Genomic DNA, 18,221 nt, shown 5'->3' with positions numbered 1-18,221 from the left:
CGGATTCGTCGCATCTCTTGTGCGCCCCCTCCCCGGCCGGTACTGTCGCACGAGTGCCTGCTTACGGAACCCTCGCCGCCGCGACCTTCCGGCAGTACTCCACCTACCGCGTCGCGACCGCCGCGGGAGTGTTCACGAACTCCGTCTTCGGGCTGATCCGCGTCTCGATCCTGCTGGCCGCGCTGGACGCGTCCGGGCAGGAGATCGGCGGGTACACCGCCCTGCAGGCCGCCACCTACGTGTGGCTGGGCCAGGCGCTGCTGGCCCCCATCGAGGCGTTCGGGACCCGCACCATCGGCGAGCGCGTGCGCACCGGAGAGATCGCCGTGGACCTGCTGCGCCCCGCTCCCCTGCTGGCGGTGCACCTGGCCCAGAAGGTGGGGCGCGCCGGCTTCCTGCTGCTCGGGCGGGGGCTGCCGCCGCTGCTGGTGGGCGCGCTCGTGACCGGGCTGGCCCTGCCGGAGTCGCCGTGGTCCTACCCGCTGGGGATCCTCTCGGTGGCGCTGGCGATCCTGGTGTCCTTCCTGGCCGATGCGATCGTGAACCTCTCCGCCTTCTGGCTGGTCGAGATGCGCGGCTTCCAGACCCTCTACATGGTCGTGATGAACCTGCTGTCGGGCTTCCTCATCCCCATCACCTGGTTCCCGTCCTGGCTCGAGTCCCTGGCCCGCATCACCCCGTTCCCCTCGATGGTGCAGACGCCGATCGACGCGCTCTCAGGGCGCATCACCCCGGCCGCGGCCCTGGTCGGGATCGGCCTGCAGGTCCTGTGGGTCGGGATCCTCGCCCTCGTCGCGCAGGCCATGGTCCGGGCCGGCACCCGTTCGCTGGAGGTGCAGGGTGGCTGATCCGCGTCCGGCTCCCCCCGTCCCCGCGGCCGCCGACGACCTCCGGCCGAGCACCCTGGCGATGGTCCGCACCCTCTACGGCTCGCGGATCCGCGCCCAGCTCTCCTACCGCGCGAGCTTCACGGCCGATGCCGGCAGCCAGGCGCTCCTGTCGATCATCGAGTTCCTCGAGCTGTGGGTGATCCTCGGGCACGTGGACACCTTCGGCGGGCTCACCCTGGTGCAGGTGATGGTGGTCTTCGGGCTGGCCTCCGCCGCGTTCGCCATCGCGGACCTGGCCTTCGGGGAGATCGACGGCCTCTCGACCTACATCCGCTCCGGGAAGCTGGAGACGCTGCTGGTGCGCCCGGTGCCGCTGCTGCTGCAGATCTCCAGCCTGGACCTGTCCCTGCGCCGCCTGGGCCGCTTCGTGGTCGGCATCGCCATGTACATCACGGCGCTGGTCCTGGCGGGGTTCGACCCGACCCCCGCGACGATGGTGCTCGCGATCCTCGCGCCGGTGATCGGCGGCGGGATCTTCTCCGCCCTGTTCGTGATGGCCGGGGCGCTGCAGTTCTGGCTGATCGACGGCCGGGAGTTCGCCAACGCCTTCACCTACGGCGGCAACTACGTCGCCCAGAACCCCGCCGCCGTGTTCGCGCTGCCGATGCGGGCGCTGTTCACCTTCGTCATCCCCGCCTCCCTGGTCGCCTACGCCCCGACCCTGGTCCTGCTGGACCTGCCGGGTCCGATGCTCGTGCCGACGTGGGCCGGCTGGCTGGGGCTGCCGGTCGCGCTGCTGGCCTGGATGCTCGCGCTGCTGCTGTGGCGCGCGGGCGTGCGCCGCTACACGGGGGCCGGCGGATGAGCGCCCTCCCCGGTCCCCCGCGCCGCCCCCGACCCCCGCACCCGCTCCCCCTCCCGAGAGGACATCGGCCATGACCTGGGCGATCGACCTGCAGAACATCACCCGCGAGTTCACGGTGCGCCGGCCGCGCCGGGTGGTGCGCGCCGTGGACGACCTGACCCTGCAGGTCGCCGACGGCGAGGCGGTCGGCTTCGTGGGCGCCAACGGCGCGGGGAAGTCGACCACCATCAAGATGCTCACCGGGATCCTCATGCCGACCCGCGGCACGGTGCGGGTGCTGGGCCGGCGCCCCGTGCCCGAGCGCCGCCACCTGGCCCGGGAGATCGGGGTCGTGTTCGGCCAGCGCTCCCAGCTGTGGTGGGACCTGCCGCTGCGGGACTCCTTCGCGATCCTCGGGTCGATGCACCGCCTGGCCCCCTCGGCGCAGGCGGCACGGCTCGCGCGCCTGGTCGAGGGCCTGGACCTCGCACCCTTCCTGGACCAGCCGGTGCGGCAGCTGTCGCTGGGCCAGCGGATGCGCGGCGAGGTCGCCGCGGCGCTGCTGCACTCCCCGCGCCTGGTCGTGCTGGACGAGCCGACCATCGGCCTGGACATGATCTCCAAGGAGGGGCTGCGCCGCTTCCTCCTCGAGGACCGTGCCGAGCGCGGCACCACGCTGCTGCTGACAACCCACGACATGGCCGATGTCGAGCGGCTGTGCGAGCGGATCGTCGTGGTCAGCGACGGCCGCACCGCCTATGACGGCACCCTCGCGGGGCTGCGGGACAGCCTGCGCACCCCCCGCGAGCTCGTGGTCGACCTCGCTGCGCCCCTCGGCGTGCTCGAGCTGCCCGAGGGCGCACAGACGGTCGCGGTCGAGGCCGGCGGGATCCGCCACCGGATCCGCTTCCACGCCGCCGAGCATTCTGCCGCCGCGCTGCTGGCCCGGATCACCGCCCAGGCCGAGGTCGCGGACCTGTCCATGGCAGAACCGGCCATCGAGGACCTCGTCCGCGAGATCTTCGCCCGCCGCCCGTGAGGCGGGGGCGCGGGTATGCCCACCATCACGGGGACGGATTGGGCACCGTCGTGCCGCGCCTGGAACAATGGCGGCCATGACCGATACCTCTGCGCGCCCCGATGCAGGCTCCACCATCCCCGACCGCCCCACCCTCGAGGGCCTCGAGGCCCGGTGGGATCGCGTATGGAGCGATGCCCAGGTATACGCCTTCGACGCGGACACCACCCGCGAGGAGGTCTTCAGCGTGGACACCCCGCCGCCGACGGCCTCGGGGTCCCTGCACATCGGCCATGTGTTCGGATACTCGCAGGCCGACATGATCGTGCGCTACCAGCGCATGCGCGGAAAGAACGTGTTCTACCCGCTGGGCTGGGACGACAACGGCCTGCCCACCGAGCGCCGGGTGCAGAACTACTTCGGCGTGCGCTGCGATCCCTCGCTGCCCTACGACCCGGACTTCACGCCCCCGCAGGAGGGCGGCGACAACAAGTCCGCCAAGGCCGCGAACCAGCTGCCGATCTCGCGCCGCAACTTCATCGAGCTGTGCGAGCGCCTCACCGAGATCGACGAGAAGTCCTTCGAGGAGGTCTTCCGCACCCTGGGCCTGTCCGTCGACTGGAACCACAGCTACCAGACCATCAACGCGCGCTCGCGCGCGACCAGCCAGCGCGCGTTCCTGGAGAACCTCGCCGCCGGCCAGGCCTACCAGGCCGAGGCCCCCACCATGTGGGACGTCACCTATCGCACGGCGGTCGCGCAGGCCGAGCAGGAGGACCGCGAGCGGGACGGCGCGTACCACCGTCTGGGCTTCACCCGCGCCGACGGCTCCGGCGAGAAGGTCTACATCGAGACCACCCGCCCCGAGCTGCTGCCCGCCTGCGTGGCCCTCGTCGCCCACCCCGACGACCCGCGCTACCAGGGCCTGTTCGGCACCACCGTGATCTCGCCCCTGTTCGGCGTCGAGGTCCCCGTGCACCCGCACCCCCTGGCCCAGGCCGACAAGGGCGCGGGCATCGCCATGATCTGCACCTTCGGCGACGCCAACGACGTCACCTGGTGGCGCGAGCTGGAGCTGCCCACCCGCAGCGTGATCGGCCGCGACGGCCGCTTCGTGGCCGACGCCCCCTGGATCACCTCCCCCGAGGGCCAGGAGCGCTACGCGAAGCTCGCGGGCCTGACCGTGTTCAGCGCGCAGAAGACGGTCGTGGAGATGGCCGCCGAGACCGGTGACCTCGTCGGCGAGCCGAAGCGGATCACCCACCCGGTGAAGTTCTACGAGAACGGCGACAAGCCGCTGGAGTTCGTCACCTCCCGCCAGTGGTACCTCACCAACGGCGGCCGCGACCAGTCCGAGGACGGCCTGCGACGCGAGCTCATCGAGCGCGGCCGCCAGGTCACCTGGCACCCCGCCTACATGGAGTCGCGCTACCGCAACTGGGTCGAGGGCCTCACCGGCGACTGGCTGATTTCCCGCCAGCGCTTCTTCGGCGTGCCCTTCCCCGTCTGGTACGCCGTCGGCGAGGACGGCGAGGTCGCCTACGACCAGGTCCTCACCCCCGAGATCGCCGACCTGCCCATCGACCCGACCATCGACGTCCCCGCCGGCTACACCGAGGAGCAGCGCGGCCGGGCCGGCGGCTTCGTCGCCGACCCCGACATCCTGGACACCTGGGCCACCAGCTCCCTGACCCCGCAGCTGGCGGGCGGCTGGAACGAGGACCCGGAGCTGTTCTCCAAGGTCTACCCGATGGACCTGCGCCCCCAGGGCCACGACATCATCCGCACCTGGCTGTTCGCGACGATCGTCCGCTCCCACCTGCAGCAGGACTCGCTGCCGTGGAAGCATGCCTCGATCAACGGCTGGATCCTGGACCCGGACCGCAAGAAGATGTCCAAGTCCAAGGGCAACGTGGTCACCCCCATCGGCCTGCTGCACCAGCACGGCTCCGACGGCGTGCGCTACTGGGCCGGCCGCGCCCGCCAGGGCGTGGACACCGCCTTCGACGAGGGGCAGATGAAGATCGGCCGCCGCCTGGCGATCAAGATCCTCAACGCCTCCAAGTTCGCGCTCGGATTCGGCCAGGCCCCCGCCGATCCCGCGGGCCGTCTCGCCGCGGACCCGGCGGCCGTCACCGAGGCCCTGGACCGGGCCCTGCTGGCATCCCTGGCCCGGGTCGTCGACGCGGCGACCGCCGCGATGGACGAGATGGACTACGCCCGCGCCCTCGAGGTGACCGAGCCGTTCTTCTGGACCTTCTGCGACGACTACATCGAGCTGATCAAGGACCGTGCCCACGGCAGCGCCGGCGAGGCCGGGGCCGCGTCGGCACGGGCGGCGCTCGCCATCGCCCTGGACGTGCTGCTGCGCCTGTTCGCCCCCGTGATCGTCTTCGCGACCGAGGAGGTCTGGTCGTGGTGGCGCGAGGGCAGCGTGCACACCCAGCCCTGGCCCGAGGCCGCGCCGCTGCGCGAGGCCGCCGCCGGGGAGGACGCCTCCGTGCTGGAGACGCTCTCCGACCTGGTCATCGTGGTGCGACGGATCAAGTCCGACGCCAAGGTCTCGCAGAAGACCCCGATCCTCTCCCTGACCCTGACGGTCCCGGCCGCGCGCGCCGCGCAGGCCGAGGCCGGCCGCGCCGACCTGATGGCGCTGGGCCGCATCGAGGCTCTCGAGATCATCGGCGGCGAGGTCGAGGACGCGGCCGCGAGCGCGGTCGAGCTGGGCGAGCCGCCCGTCAAGCAGCCGCGCGGCTGAGGCCGCGAGCTGCGGGCCGACAGGACCCCGGGCGCGCACTCTCGCGCGCCCGGGGTTTTGTCTGCCTCGCGGCGGCTCCGGGGCCGGCGGGCTCGCGGACCCGGTCCTCCACGTCAGTCGAAGGGGTTGACGGCGCTGAAGGCGTCGCCGGCCACGTCCTTCGCCCCCTCGAAGGCGCCGGACGCATCGGAGATCGCATCGTCGATGTCGTAGTCCCCCGGGGTGAAGGTGTTGACGATGTTGTTGGGGCTCACCGCGAAGGACACGTCGGCGTTGATCCCGAGCTCGGCGGCGATGTCGCCGCCGAGGCTGAAGCCCACCTGGTCCGTGGAGAGGACGGCGCCCGCCCCGCCGCCGATGCCCACTCCGGCGTCCCCGCCGAACGAGGCGGAGCTGGTGAACCAGCCGCCCGGTGACGTGGAGGAGAAGTTGACGTTCCCCTTGGCTCCGGCGAAGGCCCCCGCATCGAAGCCGGCGCTCCACCCGTTGATGGTGCCGTCCTCGTTGCGCGTGGCGTGGGAGTACACGTTCGCGTGGGCCTCGGCCCCGGCGTAGCCGCTCAGGCCCACCATGTTGCTCGACCCGAACGGCCCTGTCGCGGTGGCGCTGATGTCCCCGTAGACGCCGGCGCCCGCCGAGGTGCCCGCGCTGAAGCCGTCCCCGTACGTGACGCCCGCCTCGGCATACGCCTCCGCTCCGACGCGCCCCTGGGAGGACAGCGCGCCCCCGAAGGGCAGGTTCAGCTGCTCGGTGTAGCCGATCTCCGCACCGGCGCGGGCTCCGGCCGTATGCGTGGTGTTCCCGTAGGCGTCGACGGTCGTGGTGACGCCGGCGCTCGCGCGGGTGTTCGCGTAGCCGTCGATGTAGCCGCGCTCGTTCTCGATCTCGCGCCCGTCCCAGTGCGAGCCTCCCGCCTCATGGGAGCCGACGGCCCGCGGGTCCTTCGCCGCGTTCCCCGTGCCGTAGCCGGAGTCGCCGTAGAAGAAAGGCATCCCCGGCGTCCCGGGGCTGCCGCCCGCCCCCAACGGCCCCGGCATCGGGAACGGCAGCGGGAAGGGGAACGGCATCGGCAGGCCGAAAGGGCCGTCCCCGTCGCCCGCGGAGGTCGCGTCCTGGTCGTCGGCCTGGGCGATGAGCTCGTCCGCCCAGGCGCGCAGGTCCTCGGCCCGCGCGGAGAGGCGGGGCGACACCTCGGACTGCCAGCGGTCGCGGAAGGCGTCCGCGTCCGGGCCGATCCACTCCACGGACGCGACCATCGCCGAGGTGGCGCCGATCAGGTCGCGCAGCTGCCCGGACCCGCGCTGGCAGGCCTCCGCCTGCGCGCGCAGCTGATCCGTGTCCGCACCGTAGAAGCCCGCCATGGTGCCACCGTCCTGTCCCGTCCTCGACCTGCCCGACCTGTCCTGCATCCGACGGTAGGGCGCTCGGGCCGATGCGGCCATGGGGACAAGTCCCCATAGGATGGCGGGCATGGACACGACCTTCCGATCTGCCGGGTCCCGTATCAACCAGATCGTGGGGCCGATGGTCATGCTCATCGGCGTCGCCGCGGCCGTCGCCGCCGTGGTGCTGACGTTCGCCCTCGGGCACGCGGGATTCCTCGGCCTGCTCGTCCCGGCCGTGCTCGCCCTCGGCGGCGGGGCCCTCGTGTTCCGCGGGGCGCTCCGCTCCCGTCTGCGCATCGATGCGCAGGGCTTCCGCTGGGCGGGCTTCTTCGGACCCGAGCGGTCCGTGCCGTGGGAGAGGCTGCTGCGGATCGCCCCGCCCTCCCCCGGCGACCCCCGGCTGGTCGCGCTCGCCCAGCTGCACGACGGGACGACCGTGCCCGTGCGCGCCGTCTGGGAGCCGGCGACGCTGGCGTCCTCCCTGAGCAGCGGCGGTCCCGATCACACCGCCGTGCAGAACGCCCTGATCGCCGCGCATCGGCAGTGGCTCGCGGGGCGCCGCTGAACCGCGTCCTCCAGGACAGGCGCCGCTGACCCGCGTCCTCCGAGGCAGGCGCCGCGGAGAGACCTGCTCAGCGCACCACCTCGCGCAGGCTCCCGTCCACCCGCCGCGTCCAGCCGCGGGCATCGAGGTGCTCGAGCAGTGGCACAGCGACCCGCCGGGTGGTGCCGAGGGCCTGACGCGCCGCACTGAGGGTGAAGGGCTGGTCCAGGGCGGCGAGCTCGCGCATGGCGAGCGCCGGGGCGGAGGGCAGCAGGACCACCCCGCCGTCCAGGCGCAGCAGCCTCCCCTGGCGCACGGCCGCGGCGATCTGCGGGTCGTGCAGGCCCGCGGCGGAGAGCTCCTCCGCCTCAGGTGCCCGGAAGGGCTCGCGCCCCAGCCGCAGCTCGAGAGCGGCGACGGCCGGCTCCGCCGGTCCCAGTCCCTCCTCGCCGCGGCGGATCCTGCCGCCCTCTGTGCGCAGCTGCGGGTCGCGGCGCCGGGCCTCGTCGAGGACGGCCGGCAGCAGGGCGGCGTCCGGCAGCCCCAGCAGGTCCTCGGCGGCCTTCGGGCTCATCCCCTCCCACAGCGGGTCCTGCCGGTGGCCCGCCATCACGGACTCGAGCACCCGGGCCGCCCAGGCGTCGAGGGCGGCCGCGTCCACGAGCCACCCGCGGTGGCCTCGCAGCGGCTCCGGCAGCGCCGCGGGAACCGTGAGACCGAGCCGGCGCAGGTGCGCCTCCTGCACCGCGCGGCGCCGGAGGACCTCCGCGAGCAGGTCCCCCTCCGCCGGGGCGGCCGCGAGGGCCCGGGCCCGGCGCGCGCCGTCCCCGCGGCGGGACAGCGCGGGCGGATCGGCGTCGAGGACCTGAGCCCCGGCGAGGACGGCGCGGCCGCCGGCGCGCAGCACGATCCGGTCGGCCACGCGCAGCGGCAGCGGCCGGTCCAGCTGCAGGCGCGCATGGTCGGCGTCGAAGATCCGCAGCCGGCCGGGGACGGCGGCGGTGCCGACATGCGCGGTCACCTCCCGCGGCGCCTCGTCGAAGGACGCTCCGGAGCATCGGCGCACGTCGACGTGACGTGGGAGGTGCCAGCTGCCAGGTGCGGCGAGGGCGTCCCCCCGGCGCACCGCGTCGGCGGGGATGCCGCGCAGGTTCACCGCGACGCGGCTGACCGGGCCCATCCGCTCCTGCGACGCGCCGTGGCCCTGGACGCCGCGGACCTGCACCTCGCGGGGGCCGTCGGCCGTGTGCAGGGTGAGGCGGTCCCCGCGGCCGATGCTCCCGGCGCCCAGCGTCCCGGTCGCCACCGTCCCGGCCCCGGAGATGCTGAAGGCACGGTCGATCCACAGCCGCAGCGGGACCGGCTCCTGGCCGGTGCCAGGGTCGGTGTCGGAGGCCTCGGCCTCGGCCAGCACGCGGTCCAGCACCTGGGCGAGCTCCTCCAGGCCGGTGCCGTCCACGGCGCTGGTGACCACCGCCGGGGCCTCGCCGAGCCCCGTGCCCGCGAGCTCGCGCCGCGCCTGCGCGATCACCGCCTCGGTGCCGCCCAGGGCGAGGTCGGCGCGGGTGATCACGAGCAGCCCGCGGTCGATGCCGAGCGCCGCGATCGCGTCCCGATGGTCGGAGGACTGCGGCTGCCAGCCGGCATCGGCCGCGACGACGAAGCAGACCACCGGCGCCGGCCCGAGACCGGCGAGCATGTTCCCGAGGAACCGCTCATGGCCGGGGACGTCGACGAAGGAGACCGCGCGGCCGCTGGGCAGGGTCGTCCAGGCGAAGCCGAGGTCGATGGTCAGGCCGCGGCGACGCTCCTCCTCCCAGCGGTCCGGTTCGATGCCGGTCAGGGCCCGCACCAGCGCGGACTTGCCGTGGTCGACGTGCCCCGCGGTCGCGACGACATGCGATCTCACCGGCGGACCGCCGTCAGGGCGTCGAGGAGCAGCGGATCGGACTCCTCGGGCACGCAGCGCAGGTCCAGCAGGCAGGCGCCGTCGCGGACGGTGCCCACGATGGCGGGGTCCCCCTCGCGCAGGGGCGCGGCCCACGCCTCCGGCAGGCGCAGCGCCCATCCGGGCAGGGGCACCTCGGCACCCCCTCCCCCGCCGACGCGCCCGTCGTGCGGGACGACGCCCGCCTCGATGCCCTCGGCGCGCAGCGCCTGCGCGAGGGCCTCGGTGCGCCCGCGCAGCTGCTCGGGATCGAGCCGCAGGGCGGCGAGGACCGGCGGGACGGGGCCGGTGAGGGTGGCCTCGAGCGCGGCGAGGGCGAGCTTGTCGGCCCGCACCGCGCGGGCCATGGGGTGGCGGGCCAGTCGGGCGATGATCGGTGCCCGCCCCAGGATGATCCCGGCCTGGGGGCCGCCGAGGAGCTTGTCGCCGCTGGTGATGACGACGTCGGCGCCGGCCTCGAGGGCACCGGTCGCATCGGGCTCCTCCGGCAGCGAGGGTTCGGGGACCAGCAGCCCGCTGCCGAGGTCCGCGACCAGCGGCAGGGCGTGCTCGTGGGCGAGATCGGCGAGCTCGGCGATGCCGACGGCGGAGGTGAACCCGCGGATGCGGTAGTTGCTGGGGTGGACGCTGAGCAGCGCCCCCGTCGCGGGGCCGATGGCGGCGGCGTAGTCCTCGCGGTGGGTGCGATTGGTGGCGCCGACCTCGCGGATGCTCGCCCCGGCGGAGGCGATGAGCTCGGCCAGGCGGAACCCGGCGCCGATCTCGATCATCTCCCCGCGCGAGAGGATCACCTCGCGGCCGCCGGCCAGCGCCGTCGCCGCCAGCAGCAGGGCGGCGGCGCCGTTGTTGACCACGAGCGCGTCCAGGTCCTCTCCGGAGGGGAGCCGGGCCGGGCAGGCGGCGAGCAGCGCGGCGCGGGCCCCGGCGCCGCGCCGCGAGCGCGCGCCCGTGGCCAGATCGAACTCGACATCGGCGTAGCCGGAGGCCCGCTCGAGCGCGGTCCGGGCCGCCGCGGACAGCGGCGCCCGTCCGAGGTTGGTGTGGACGATCACCCCGGTGGCGTTCAGGACGGGGCGCAGGGACCCCGGCCGGCGGCTCGCGAGGGCCTCCACCAGCTGGGGCTCGACCTGCTCGGGGGCGATCTCGCCGCGGCGGGCGCGGTCCTGGACGGCGCGGGCGAGGTCCCTCACCACGCGCGTTCCCACGGCCGCGGCGGCCGCGCGCACGGACGGCAGCTCGAGCAGGCGGTCGGTGCGCGGGATCCGGCGGCGGGGGTCCTGCACGCTCACGTCCTCCTCGTCGGGTGCGGCGGCCTCATCGGGTGAGGCGGCCCCATCGGGTGTGGCGGAGGCGGACGGGAATCGAACCCGCCAAGCCGAGATGCTCGGCTTCACCGGTTTTGAAGACCGGGGGGCCCACCAGGACCCGGACGCCTCCATGCACCGCTGAGGCTACCGCGCCCCGCGCTGACCTGGCGACCCGGGCCAGGGCGCTGGCCTAGACTCGCGGCCATGGCCCCGGAATCCACGTCGCCCTCCTCCCCCTCGGCTCCCGTCCCGCCCTCGGACCCGATGCCCGGCGGCGCGCCGCCGGTGCGGCTGACGGGCATGGCCCACGGCGGCGGCTGCGCCTGCAAGATCCCGCCGGGCGAGCTCGAGGAGGCGGTCGCGGCGCTGTCCGGCCAGCGCTTCGACTCCGTGGTCGTCGGCCTGGAGGACGGGGACGACGCCGCGGCGGTGCGGGTGCGCGAGGACCTCGCCGTGCTGTCCACCGCCGACTTCTTCACCCCCGTGGTCGACGACCCCTTCGACTGGGGCCGCATCGCCGCGGCCAACGCTCTGTCCGACGTGTACGCGATGGGCGGGACCCCGGTGGTCGCGATCAACCTGGTCGGGTGGCCGCGCGACGTGCTCCCGTACGCGCTGCTGCAGGAGGTGCTGCGCGGCGGCCTCGCCGTCGCCCAGGAGGCCGGCGTCCCCGTCATCGGCGGGCACTCGGTGGACGATCCCGAGCCGAAGTACGGCATGGCCGTCACCGGCACCGCCCATCCGGACCGTCTGCTGCGCAACGACGCCGCGCGGCCGGGCCTGCCGCTGACCCTCACCAAGCCGATCGGCGTGGGCCTGCTGAACAACCGGCACAAGGCCACCGGCGAGGTCTTCCCCGCCGCGATCGCGACGATGACGGCGCTGAACCGCGATGCCGCGCAGGCGGCCCTCGCCGCCGGCGCCCGTGCCGCCACGGACGTCACCGGGTTCGGCCTGCTGGGGCACCTGCACAAGATGGCCCGCGCCTCCGGCGTCGGGGCGGTGATCGACCGCGCGGCCGTGCCTCTGGTCGACGGGGCGGCCGATGCCCTCGCGGCGGGCTACGTCTCCGGCGGCACCCGCCGGAACCTCGACTGGGTGCGGCCGCACCTGACGCCGGGGCCGGGCATCGACGACGACGATCTGCTGGTCCTGGCCGACGCCCAGACCTCCGGCGGCCTGCTCGTGGTCGGGGAGGTCCCCGGCTATCCGGTGATCGGCGAGATCGTCGCGGGCTCCGGGATCAGCATCCGCTGACTGCGCCGCCCGGCCCGGTCCTGGCCTCAGCCGAGGTTCGCGGCCGGGAAGCCTCTCAGGACGATGCGCGGTCGCCGTGCGGCGGAGCAGCGGATCGGGTGCGCTGGGACGCGTACAGCTGGTGCACCCCGACACCGATCAGGATGGGCAATCCCACCAGCAGACCGAGTGCCAGCTCCCCGAGCGCGGCTCGACCATCGATCATCGACCCCGTGACTGCGGCGATCGCCCCGAGGAGTGCGCAAGCCGCCGCGCCGGCTCTGCGGCCGTAGACGCCCATCGCCAGAGCGGACACTGCGACAAGGGCGATCCCCGTCCCGAAGAAAGCCACTGCTGTGCACCCCCGTCGTGGTCGCAGGCCGTCGATCATGCATCGGCGCCCGGGATCGATCCTCCAGGCCCGACCGTCGCCTCATCATAGACATCGCCTGCGCGTCCTCGGTCGGACCCGCCCGGCACCGACGCCCGGCGGTCAGCTCTCGGGGCCGGTGGTGATGGAGTCGTCGGTGATGCCCTCCGCGCGGCGCTTCTCGAGGCGCTCGCGCTGCGGGATCATGACGCGGCGCGGATCCTTGACCGATTCGATGCCGGCCTCGAGCACGCCGAAGCGGGTCAGGGCCGAGGCCGTCGCGAGGGCGGCGCCGCCGGCCGCGGCGATCCACCGGTTGCGGCCGCCCAGGAGGGTCGCGACGCCGCCGGCGACCGCCAGGCGCTCGGCCCAGCGCAGCTTCCGGCCCGCGGCGCCCGTCTCCAGCGGCTCCGCCTCCAGCGGGTGCATCGACTCCTTGGTCCTGTGCATGGCGACGACGTCTCCGGCGACCCCGAGGACCGCGAGCACGCGCGCCGGGCCCGCCTGCGCGACAGGGGTCGTGATCATCGCGATCCCGCTCGCGGCGAGGGCCGCGGAGGAGACGAACACGAAGGGCAGGCCTCGGCGGGCGCCCTGCCAGGTGGGCACGGCGGTGTCGCCCAGCAGCACGGCCGTGTACGCGGCCAGCGGCGCTCCGAGCACGGTGGAGACCGCTGCCGCGGGGCCCTCGGCGCGGCGCAGCACCGGGCGCAGGGGGCCCAGCGGCAGCCGCTCCCCCAGCAGACGATCGATCTCCGCGGCGGCCGCGACCCCGGCCCCGGAGGCGAACCCGGACAGGATCCAGGTGCCCAGGCTCATCGGCGAGGTCGGCTTGATCACCCGCAGCATGTGCAGGAAGCGCTCGGGACGCCCGAGGTCCTCGATGAGCGCGGGAGTGCCCACGGCGACGGCCGCCAGCGCCGTCAGGCGGGCGTTGCGGCGCAGCGCCGGGCGATCGGTGAGCGCCGCCCCGGCGCCCAGCAGGGCCGATGCCCCGGCGACGCCGCCGACGAACAGGTACAGCCCGATGGGCGCGCCCCACGGCGGGGCCTTGACGACGGGCCGGCCGTAGTAGGAGGAGAACTCGACGTCCTCGACCATCGGCATCTCGCGGCCGCCGTCGCCGGTGCCGAGGGCGCCGAGGCCGCGGCGGCGCGCCGGAGACCGGACGCCGTCGCGCCGGCGGCGGCGCCGGCCCCGCGGGGGCTCGGGCGGCCGGTAGCCGTCGAAGGCGGAGTGGGTCATCGGCGTCCTCCGAGGAAGGCGAGGGCGGTGGCGGCGATCATCCCGGCGGCGGCGATGCCCGCGGTGCGGAACATGGCCGGCAGCTGGGCGGTGGGGACCTGCGGGTCCGGCGGGAGGCCGTAGACCTCCGGCTCGTCCAGCAGCAGGAACACCGACCCGGTGCCGCCCACGCCGTCGTTCCCGTTGGCGCCGTACAGGCGGGCCTCGGTCATGCCGCGATCGTGCAGCTGGCGCACCCGCGATGCGGCCTCGTCGACCATGTCCGCGCGGTCTCCGAACCGGATGGACGTGGTGGGGCAGGTCTGCGCGCAGGCCGGGGTCTGCCCGTCCACGAGACGGTCGTAGCAGAGCGTGCACTTGTTGGCGGTGCCGTGGTGGGGGACGTCCTGCTCGACGCGGCCGCGGTCTCCCTTCGCGGAGATGGTGCCGTCGTCGCGCCGCTCGATCACGCCGAAGGGGCAGCCGCCCACGCAGGTCCCGCACCCGTTGCAGATGTCCGACTGCACCACCACGGTCCCGAACTCGGTGCGCATCAGCGCGCCGGTGGGGCAGACGTCCAGGCAGCCGGCGCGGGTGCAGTGCTTGCACACGTCCGAGGACATGAGCCAGCGGAACTCCGGGGTGTCCGGCGGGGTGCGGTCCGCCGCGCCCGGCTCGCCGTCGGCCCCGGGGCGGGAGCCGCAGCCGGACCCGCAGCCCCCTGCGCCGGCGGGGGCATCGGCCCCGGACCTCGGTCCGATGCCGGGCATGCCCAGGCCCACCAGACGGCGACCGGATTCGCGGGCCTGCTCGATGCGCTCCTGGTCCTGCTCGATGAAGGCCACGTGCCGCCAGGTGTTCGCGCCGAGGGAGCCGGTGTTGTCGTACGACGAGCCGAGGATCTCGAGGTCGCCGTCCTGGGGATTGCGGTTCCACTCCTTGCAGGCGACCTCGCAGGCCTTGCAGCCGATGCAGATCGACGTGTCGGTGAAGAAGCCCTTGCGCTCGTGGCTGTGGCCCCAGCCGGCGCCGGCTCCGGGGTCCTCGTGCTCGGAGGGCAGTCCCATCAGCGGTCCTCCTCCTCGGTGGGGTCTTCGGTGGGCGGCGCCGTGTCCTCCCCCGGCACGTGCACCCGTCGCTGCGCGGGCGGCGGGATGGTCACCTTCTCATCTCCGGTGTCCGCATCGATCCCGGCGCGCCGCTGGTGCTCGGCGACGAGCTCGGCGAGCGCCGGGCCGCGCGGACGGCGACCGGGGCGGATCGCGCACGCGGTGACCTTGGAGTTCTGGATCTGCGTGTTCGCGTCGAGGTTCAGGCCGATCAGGTCGTTGACGCTGTCCCCCTCGACCACGGCCTCGCTGCCGCGGGCCCAGTGGTAGGGCAGGCCGATCTGGTGGACCGTCCGCCCGGCGATCGGCAGCGGCCGCATGCGCCGGGTGACCAGCACCCTCGCCTCGATCGCCGAGCGCGGCGAGACGATGGTCGCCCAGCCGTAGGGCTCCAGGCCCACGATCTCGGCGAGCTCCGGCGAGACCTCGCAGAACAGCTCGGGCTGCAGCTCGGAGAGGTAGGGCAGGAAGCGGCTCATGCCTCCGGCGGTATGGTGCTCGGTCACGCGGTAGGTGGTGAACACGTACGGGTACACCTCCGCGGCCCCGCCCAGGCCGTCCACCCCCGGGGCGTTCATCGCGAGGTCGCTGCGGAAGGAGACGCGGGTGGGGTTGGCCTGCTGGTCGTAGAGCGGGTTCGGGATCGAGGACTCGACGGGCTCGTAGTGCGTGGGCAGCGGGCCGTCGACCAGGCCGGAGGGCGCGAACAGCCAGCCGCGGCCGTCGGACTGCATGATGAACGCGTCGCTGCCCGAGAGGCCCGCGGCGCCGCCCGCCTCGGGATCGCCCTCGTCGTGCGGCTCCTTCGTCACCGGGAAGTCGGGCACGTCGCGGCCGGTCCAGCGCCCCTGCTCCGCATCCCACCAGACGTACTTCTTGCGCTCGGACCAGGGCCTGCCGTCGGCATCGGCCGATGCCCGGTTGTAGAGGATCCGCCGGTTGGCGGGCCATGCCCACGCCCATTCGGCCGCGGTCTCGTCCTGCTCCTGCCCCGGCCGGCGCCGGGCGGCCTGGTTGACGCCGTCGGCGTACACGCCGGCGTAGATCCAGCATCCGCCGGCGGTCGAGCCGTCCGGGCGCATCTGCGCGAAGGAGCTCAGCGGCCGGCCGGCGTCGGGCCCGCTCACGTGGAAGCCGTTGATCTCGCGCAGCACCGACTCGGGGTCGGGCTCGCCGTGCTCGTCGGTCGGGTAGTCCCAGGTGAGATCCAGCAGCGGCCGATCCCGCGGATCGGTGGACCCGGCCAGGCGCTCGCGGATCCGATTCCCCAGCTCGACGAGGAACTGCAGCTCGCTGACCGCGTCCCCGGGCGGCGGCACCGCCTGGTGGCGCCATTGGACCAGGCGCTGCGTCTGCGTGAAGGAGCCGGCCTTCTCCGTGTGGTTGGCCGCGGGCAGGAAGAAGACCTCGGTGCCGATGTCCTCGGTGCGCAGCTCCCCGCTCTCGATCTCCGGCCCCTCCTTCCACCAGGTGGCCGACTCGATCATCGAGAAGTCGCGGACGACCATCCACTTCAGGTGGCTCATCGCGAGGCGCTGCAGGCGACCGTCGGCGGAGCCGACCGCCGGGTTCTGGCCCAGCAGGAAGAACCCGTCGACCTTCCCCTCGAGCATCGCCATCATCGTCTGATAGGTGCCGTGGGCGCCGGTCAGGCGCGGCAGGTAGTCGAAGGCCCAGTCGTTCTCCGGCGTGGCGGCATCGCCCCACCAGGCCTTCAGCAGGTTGACGGCGTAGGTCTCGGCATCGGCCCAGAAGCCTTTCTGGGTCTTCGTGCCGATGCTCTCCACGTAGTCCTCGAAGCGGTCGTGGGTGCCGGCCATCGGCATCGGCAGGTAGCCGGGCAGCAGGTTGAACAGGGTCGGGATGTCCGTGGATCCCTGGATGGTGGCGTGGCCGCGCAGCGCCATCACGCCCCCGCCGGGCCGGCCCATGTTGCCCATCAGCAGCTGCAGGATCGCGGCGGCGCGGATGAACTGCGCCCCTCCGGTGTGCTGGGTCCAGCCCACCGCGTAGGCGAAGCAGGTGGTGCGCTCGCGGCCGGAGTTCTCCACGATCGAGCGCGCCAGGTACGCGAAGTCCTCCCGGGAGATCCCGCAGGCCTCCTCGACCATCTCGGGGGTGTAGCGGGCGTAGTGGCGCCGCAGGATCTGCAGCACGCAGCGCGGATCCTGCAGGGTCTCGTCGCGCTGGACGGGCTCGCGCTCCAGCGGCGGTCCGCCGGCGCCGGCCGTCTCCCCGCGGGAGGCGTCGTCATGGGCGTGCGAGGGATCCGCAGGCCGGGCCGTGCGGTACGCCCAGGAGGCCGGGTCGTAGCGGCCGGTCTCCGGGTCGAAGCCGGAGAACAGCCCGTCCAGATCCTCCGGGTCCTGGTACCGCTCATCGATGATCGTCGAGGCGTTCGTGAACGCCTGGACGTACTCCCGGAACCACAGCTCCTCGGTCAGCACATGGTTGATCAGCGCGCCCAGCAGCACCACGTCGCTGCCGGCGCGGATGGGCACGTGCTTGTCCGCATTGGCGGTGGTGCGGGTGAAGCGCGGGTCCACATGGATGATCCGTGCACCGCGCGCCTTCGCCTCCATCACCCACTGGAAGCCCACGGGGTGCGCCTCGGCCATGTTCGAGCCCTGGATGATGATGCAATCGGCATTGGCCATGTCCTGGAGGGACTGGGTGGCGCCGCCGCGTCCGAACGAGGCTCCCAGACTGGGAACCGTGGCGGAGTGTCATATGCGGGCCTGGTTCTCCATCTGGATCGCGCCCGCGGCGGTGAACAGCTTCTTGGCGAGGTAGTTCTCCTCGTTGTCGATGGTCGCCCCGCCGAGGCTGGCGATGCCCATCGTCCGCCGCAGCGGGTGGCCCTTCTCGTCGAGATCCTCCCAGTGGGCGCGGCGCGCCTCCAGGAAGCGGTCGGCGATCATGTCCAGCGCGGTGTCGAGGTCGAGGTCCTGCCAGTCCGTCGCGTGGGGCGCGCGGTAGCGCACCGTCGTCACGCGGTTCGGGAAGTTCACGAGCTGCTCGCTGGCGGCGCCCTTCGGGCAGAGCCGGCCGCGGGAGATCGGCGAGTCCGGGTCCCCCTCGATCTGGACGACCTTGTCGTCCTTGACGAAGATGCGCTGGCCGCAGCCCACCGCGCAGTACGGGCAGATGCTGCGCACGACCCGATCCGCGGTGGCGGTGCGCGGCGTGGTCGCGCGGGTCCTCGCCGAGGTCACCGCGGAGCCGCGTCCCAGCGGATCCGCGCCGCGCAGCTGGCGCAGCACGGGCCACTCGAGGGGGCTGAAGCGGGACATGCCCTGATCCTACGCGCCGGGACCGGCCGCGCGCAGGCGCTCAGGCCCCGTCGTCGCGGCGCAGCTGCTCATGATGGCGGATCACCTCGGTGACGATGAAGCGCAGGAAGGCCTCCGCGAAGACCGGGTCCAGGCCCGACTCCTTCGCGAGCGCCTTCAGCCGCGCCACCTGGTCCTGCTCGCGGGCGGGATCCGCCGGGGGCAGCCCGTGCTCCGCCTTCAGCCGACCCACCCGCTGGGTGTGCCGGAAGCGCTCGGCGAGGAGGTTCACCAGGGCCGCATCGATGTTGTCGATGCTCTGGCGCTCCTCGGCGAGGATCTGCCGCGCGCGCTCCACGTCGCCCATCGTCCCGGC

Annotated in this window: 13 protein-coding genes and 1 tRNA gene; 6 read left to right on the top strand and 8 right to left on the bottom strand. The window is 73.8% G+C overall.

From position 1 onward, the window contains the following. Positions 1-53 precede the first annotated feature (53 nt). The 4 genes from ABD234_RS05090 to valS all read left to right on the top strand — a co-directional run bounded on the left by ABD234_RS05090 (position 54) and on the right by valS (position 5,450). The gene (locus ABD234_RS05090) at positions 54-848 is read left to right on the top strand and encodes an ABC transporter permease (RefSeq protein WP_344354414.1); all 795 of its coding nucleotides are present in this window, start codon (positions 54-56) and stop codon (positions 846-848) included. Beyond that, positions 841-1,695, top strand: a complete 855-nt coding sequence (locus ABD234_RS05085; protein WP_344354412.1) for an ABC transporter permease — start codon at positions 841-843, stop codon at positions 1,693-1,695. Before ABD234_RS05090 ends, ABD234_RS05085 begins: the two co-directional genes overlap by 8 nt. A gap of 70 nt (positions 1,696-1,765) precedes the next feature. After that, positions 1,766-2,713: an ABC transporter ATP-binding protein gene (locus tag ABD234_RS05080; RefSeq protein WP_344354410.1), complete on the top strand. Its 948-nt coding sequence runs from the start codon at positions 1,766-1,768 to the stop codon at positions 2,711-2,713. Positions 2,714-2,789: 76 nt separating this feature from the next. Then, positions 2,790-5,450, top strand: coding sequence for a valine--tRNA ligase (gene valS / locus ABD234_RS05075; RefSeq protein ID WP_344354408.1), 2,661 nt, complete (start codon positions 2,790-2,792; stop codon positions 5,448-5,450). Between the two features lie 113 nt (positions 5,451-5,563). On the opposite strand, the gene ABD234_RS05070 is transcribed toward valS, so the two are convergent. Further along, on the bottom strand, positions 5,564-6,811 hold the full coding sequence (locus tag ABD234_RS05070) for a hypothetical protein (protein ID WP_344354406.1): 1,248 nt from the start codon (positions 6,809-6,811) through the stop codon (positions 5,564-5,566). A gap of 109 nt (positions 6,812-6,920) precedes the next feature. Between ABD234_RS05070 and ABD234_RS05065 the strand changes: the two genes are divergently transcribed. Continuing rightward, positions 6,921-7,400, top strand: coding sequence for a hypothetical protein (locus tag ABD234_RS05065; RefSeq protein WP_344354405.1), 480 nt, complete (start codon positions 6,921-6,923; stop codon positions 7,398-7,400). A 67-nt stretch (positions 7,401-7,467) separates the two neighbouring features. Here ABD234_RS05065 and selB read toward each other — a convergent pair whose 3' ends face one another. The 3 genes from selB to ABD234_RS05050 form a co-directional block, all read right to left on the bottom strand. Next, positions 7,468-9,288, bottom strand: coding sequence for a selenocysteine-specific translation elongation factor (gene selB / locus ABD234_RS05060; protein WP_344354403.1), 1,821 nt, complete (start codon positions 9,286-9,288; stop codon positions 7,468-7,470). Then, positions 9,285-10,616, bottom strand: coding sequence for an L-seryl-tRNA(Sec) selenium transferase (gene selA, locus ABD234_RS05055; RefSeq protein WP_344354401.1), 1,332 nt, complete (start codon positions 10,614-10,616; stop codon positions 9,285-9,287). The genes selB and selA overlap by 4 nt, the downstream gene beginning before the upstream one ends. Before the next feature lie 53 nt (positions 10,617-10,669). Then, positions 10,670-10,764 (bottom strand) — tRNA-Sec (locus ABD234_RS05050). 134 nt (positions 10,765-10,898) lie between these two features. Between ABD234_RS05050 and selD the strand changes: the two genes are divergently transcribed. Beyond that, positions 10,899-11,891, top strand: coding sequence for a selenide, water dikinase SelD (gene selD, locus ABD234_RS05045; RefSeq protein ID WP_038372385.1), 993 nt, complete (start codon positions 10,899-10,901; stop codon positions 11,889-11,891). 472 nt (positions 11,892-12,363) lie between these two features. On the opposite strand, the gene nrfD is transcribed toward selD, so the two are convergent. Genes nrfD through ABD234_RS05025 form a run of 4 tightly spaced genes read right to left on the bottom strand, consistent with a single transcriptional unit; the run spans position 12,364 to position 18,212 of the window. Continuing rightward, positions 12,364-13,485, bottom strand: coding sequence for an NrfD/PsrC family molybdoenzyme membrane anchor subunit (nrfD, locus tag ABD234_RS05040; RefSeq protein WP_344354399.1), 1,122 nt, complete (start codon positions 13,483-13,485; stop codon positions 12,364-12,366). Next, on the bottom strand, positions 13,482-14,531 hold the full coding sequence (locus ABD234_RS05035) for a 4Fe-4S dicluster domain-containing protein (protein ID WP_344354397.1): 1,050 nt from the start codon (positions 14,529-14,531) through the stop codon (positions 13,482-13,484). The genes nrfD and ABD234_RS05035 overlap by 4 nt, the downstream gene beginning before the upstream one ends. Further along, a complete protein-coding gene (fdh, locus tag ABD234_RS05030) occupies positions 14,531-17,866 on the bottom strand; it encodes a formate dehydrogenase (protein ID WP_344354395.1) in 3,336 nt (1,111 codons plus the stop codon). The genes ABD234_RS05035 and fdh overlap by 1 nt, the downstream gene beginning before the upstream one ends. Before the next feature lie 40 nt (positions 17,867-17,906). After that, positions 17,907-18,212, bottom strand: coding sequence for a chorismate mutase (locus tag ABD234_RS05025; RefSeq protein WP_344354393.1), 306 nt, complete (start codon positions 18,210-18,212; stop codon positions 17,907-17,909). Positions 18,213-18,221 lie beyond the last annotated feature (9 nt).

It is taken from the genome of Brachybacterium phenoliresistens, from assembly GCF_039530785.1.
GTDB classification, from domain to species: Bacteria; Actinomycetota; Actinomycetes; order Actinomycetales; family Dermabacteraceae; genus Brachybacterium; species Brachybacterium phenoliresistens.
Note: the sequence above shows the minus strand (reverse complement) of the source record. Positions and strands in the feature narration are given on the sequence as shown.

Excerpts from the sequence above, each read along its gene's own strand:
- selD (WP_038372385.1), top strand. The coding sequence starts at position 10,899 with ATGCCCGGCGGCGCGCCGCCGGTGCGGCTGACGGGCATGGCCCACGGC.
- ABD234_RS05065 (WP_344354405.1), top strand. The coding sequence starts at position 6,921 with ATGGACACGACCTTCCGATCTGCCGGGTCCCGTATCAACCAGATCGTG.
- ABD234_RS05080 (WP_344354410.1), top strand. The coding sequence starts at position 1,766 with ATGACCTGGGCGATCGACCTGCAGAACATCACCCGCGAGTTCACGGTG.
- ABD234_RS05070 (WP_344354406.1), bottom strand. The coding sequence starts at position 6,811 with ATGGCGGGCTTCTACGGTGCGGACACGGATCAGCTGCGCGCGCAGGCG.
- valS (WP_344354408.1), top strand. The coding sequence starts at position 2,790 with ATGACCGATACCTCTGCGCGCCCCGATGCAGGCTCCACCATCCCCGAC.
- nrfD (WP_344354399.1), bottom strand. The coding sequence starts at position 13,485 with ATGACCCACTCCGCCTTCGACGGCTACCGGCCGCCCGAGCCCCCGCGG.
- ABD234_RS05025 (WP_344354393.1), bottom strand. The coding sequence starts at position 18,212 with ATGGGCGACGTGGAGCGCGCGCGGCAGATCCTCGCCGAGGAGCGCCAG.
- ABD234_RS05035 (WP_344354397.1), bottom strand. The coding sequence starts at position 14,531 with ATGGGACTGCCCTCCGAGCACGAGGACCCCGGAGCCGGCGCCGGCTGG.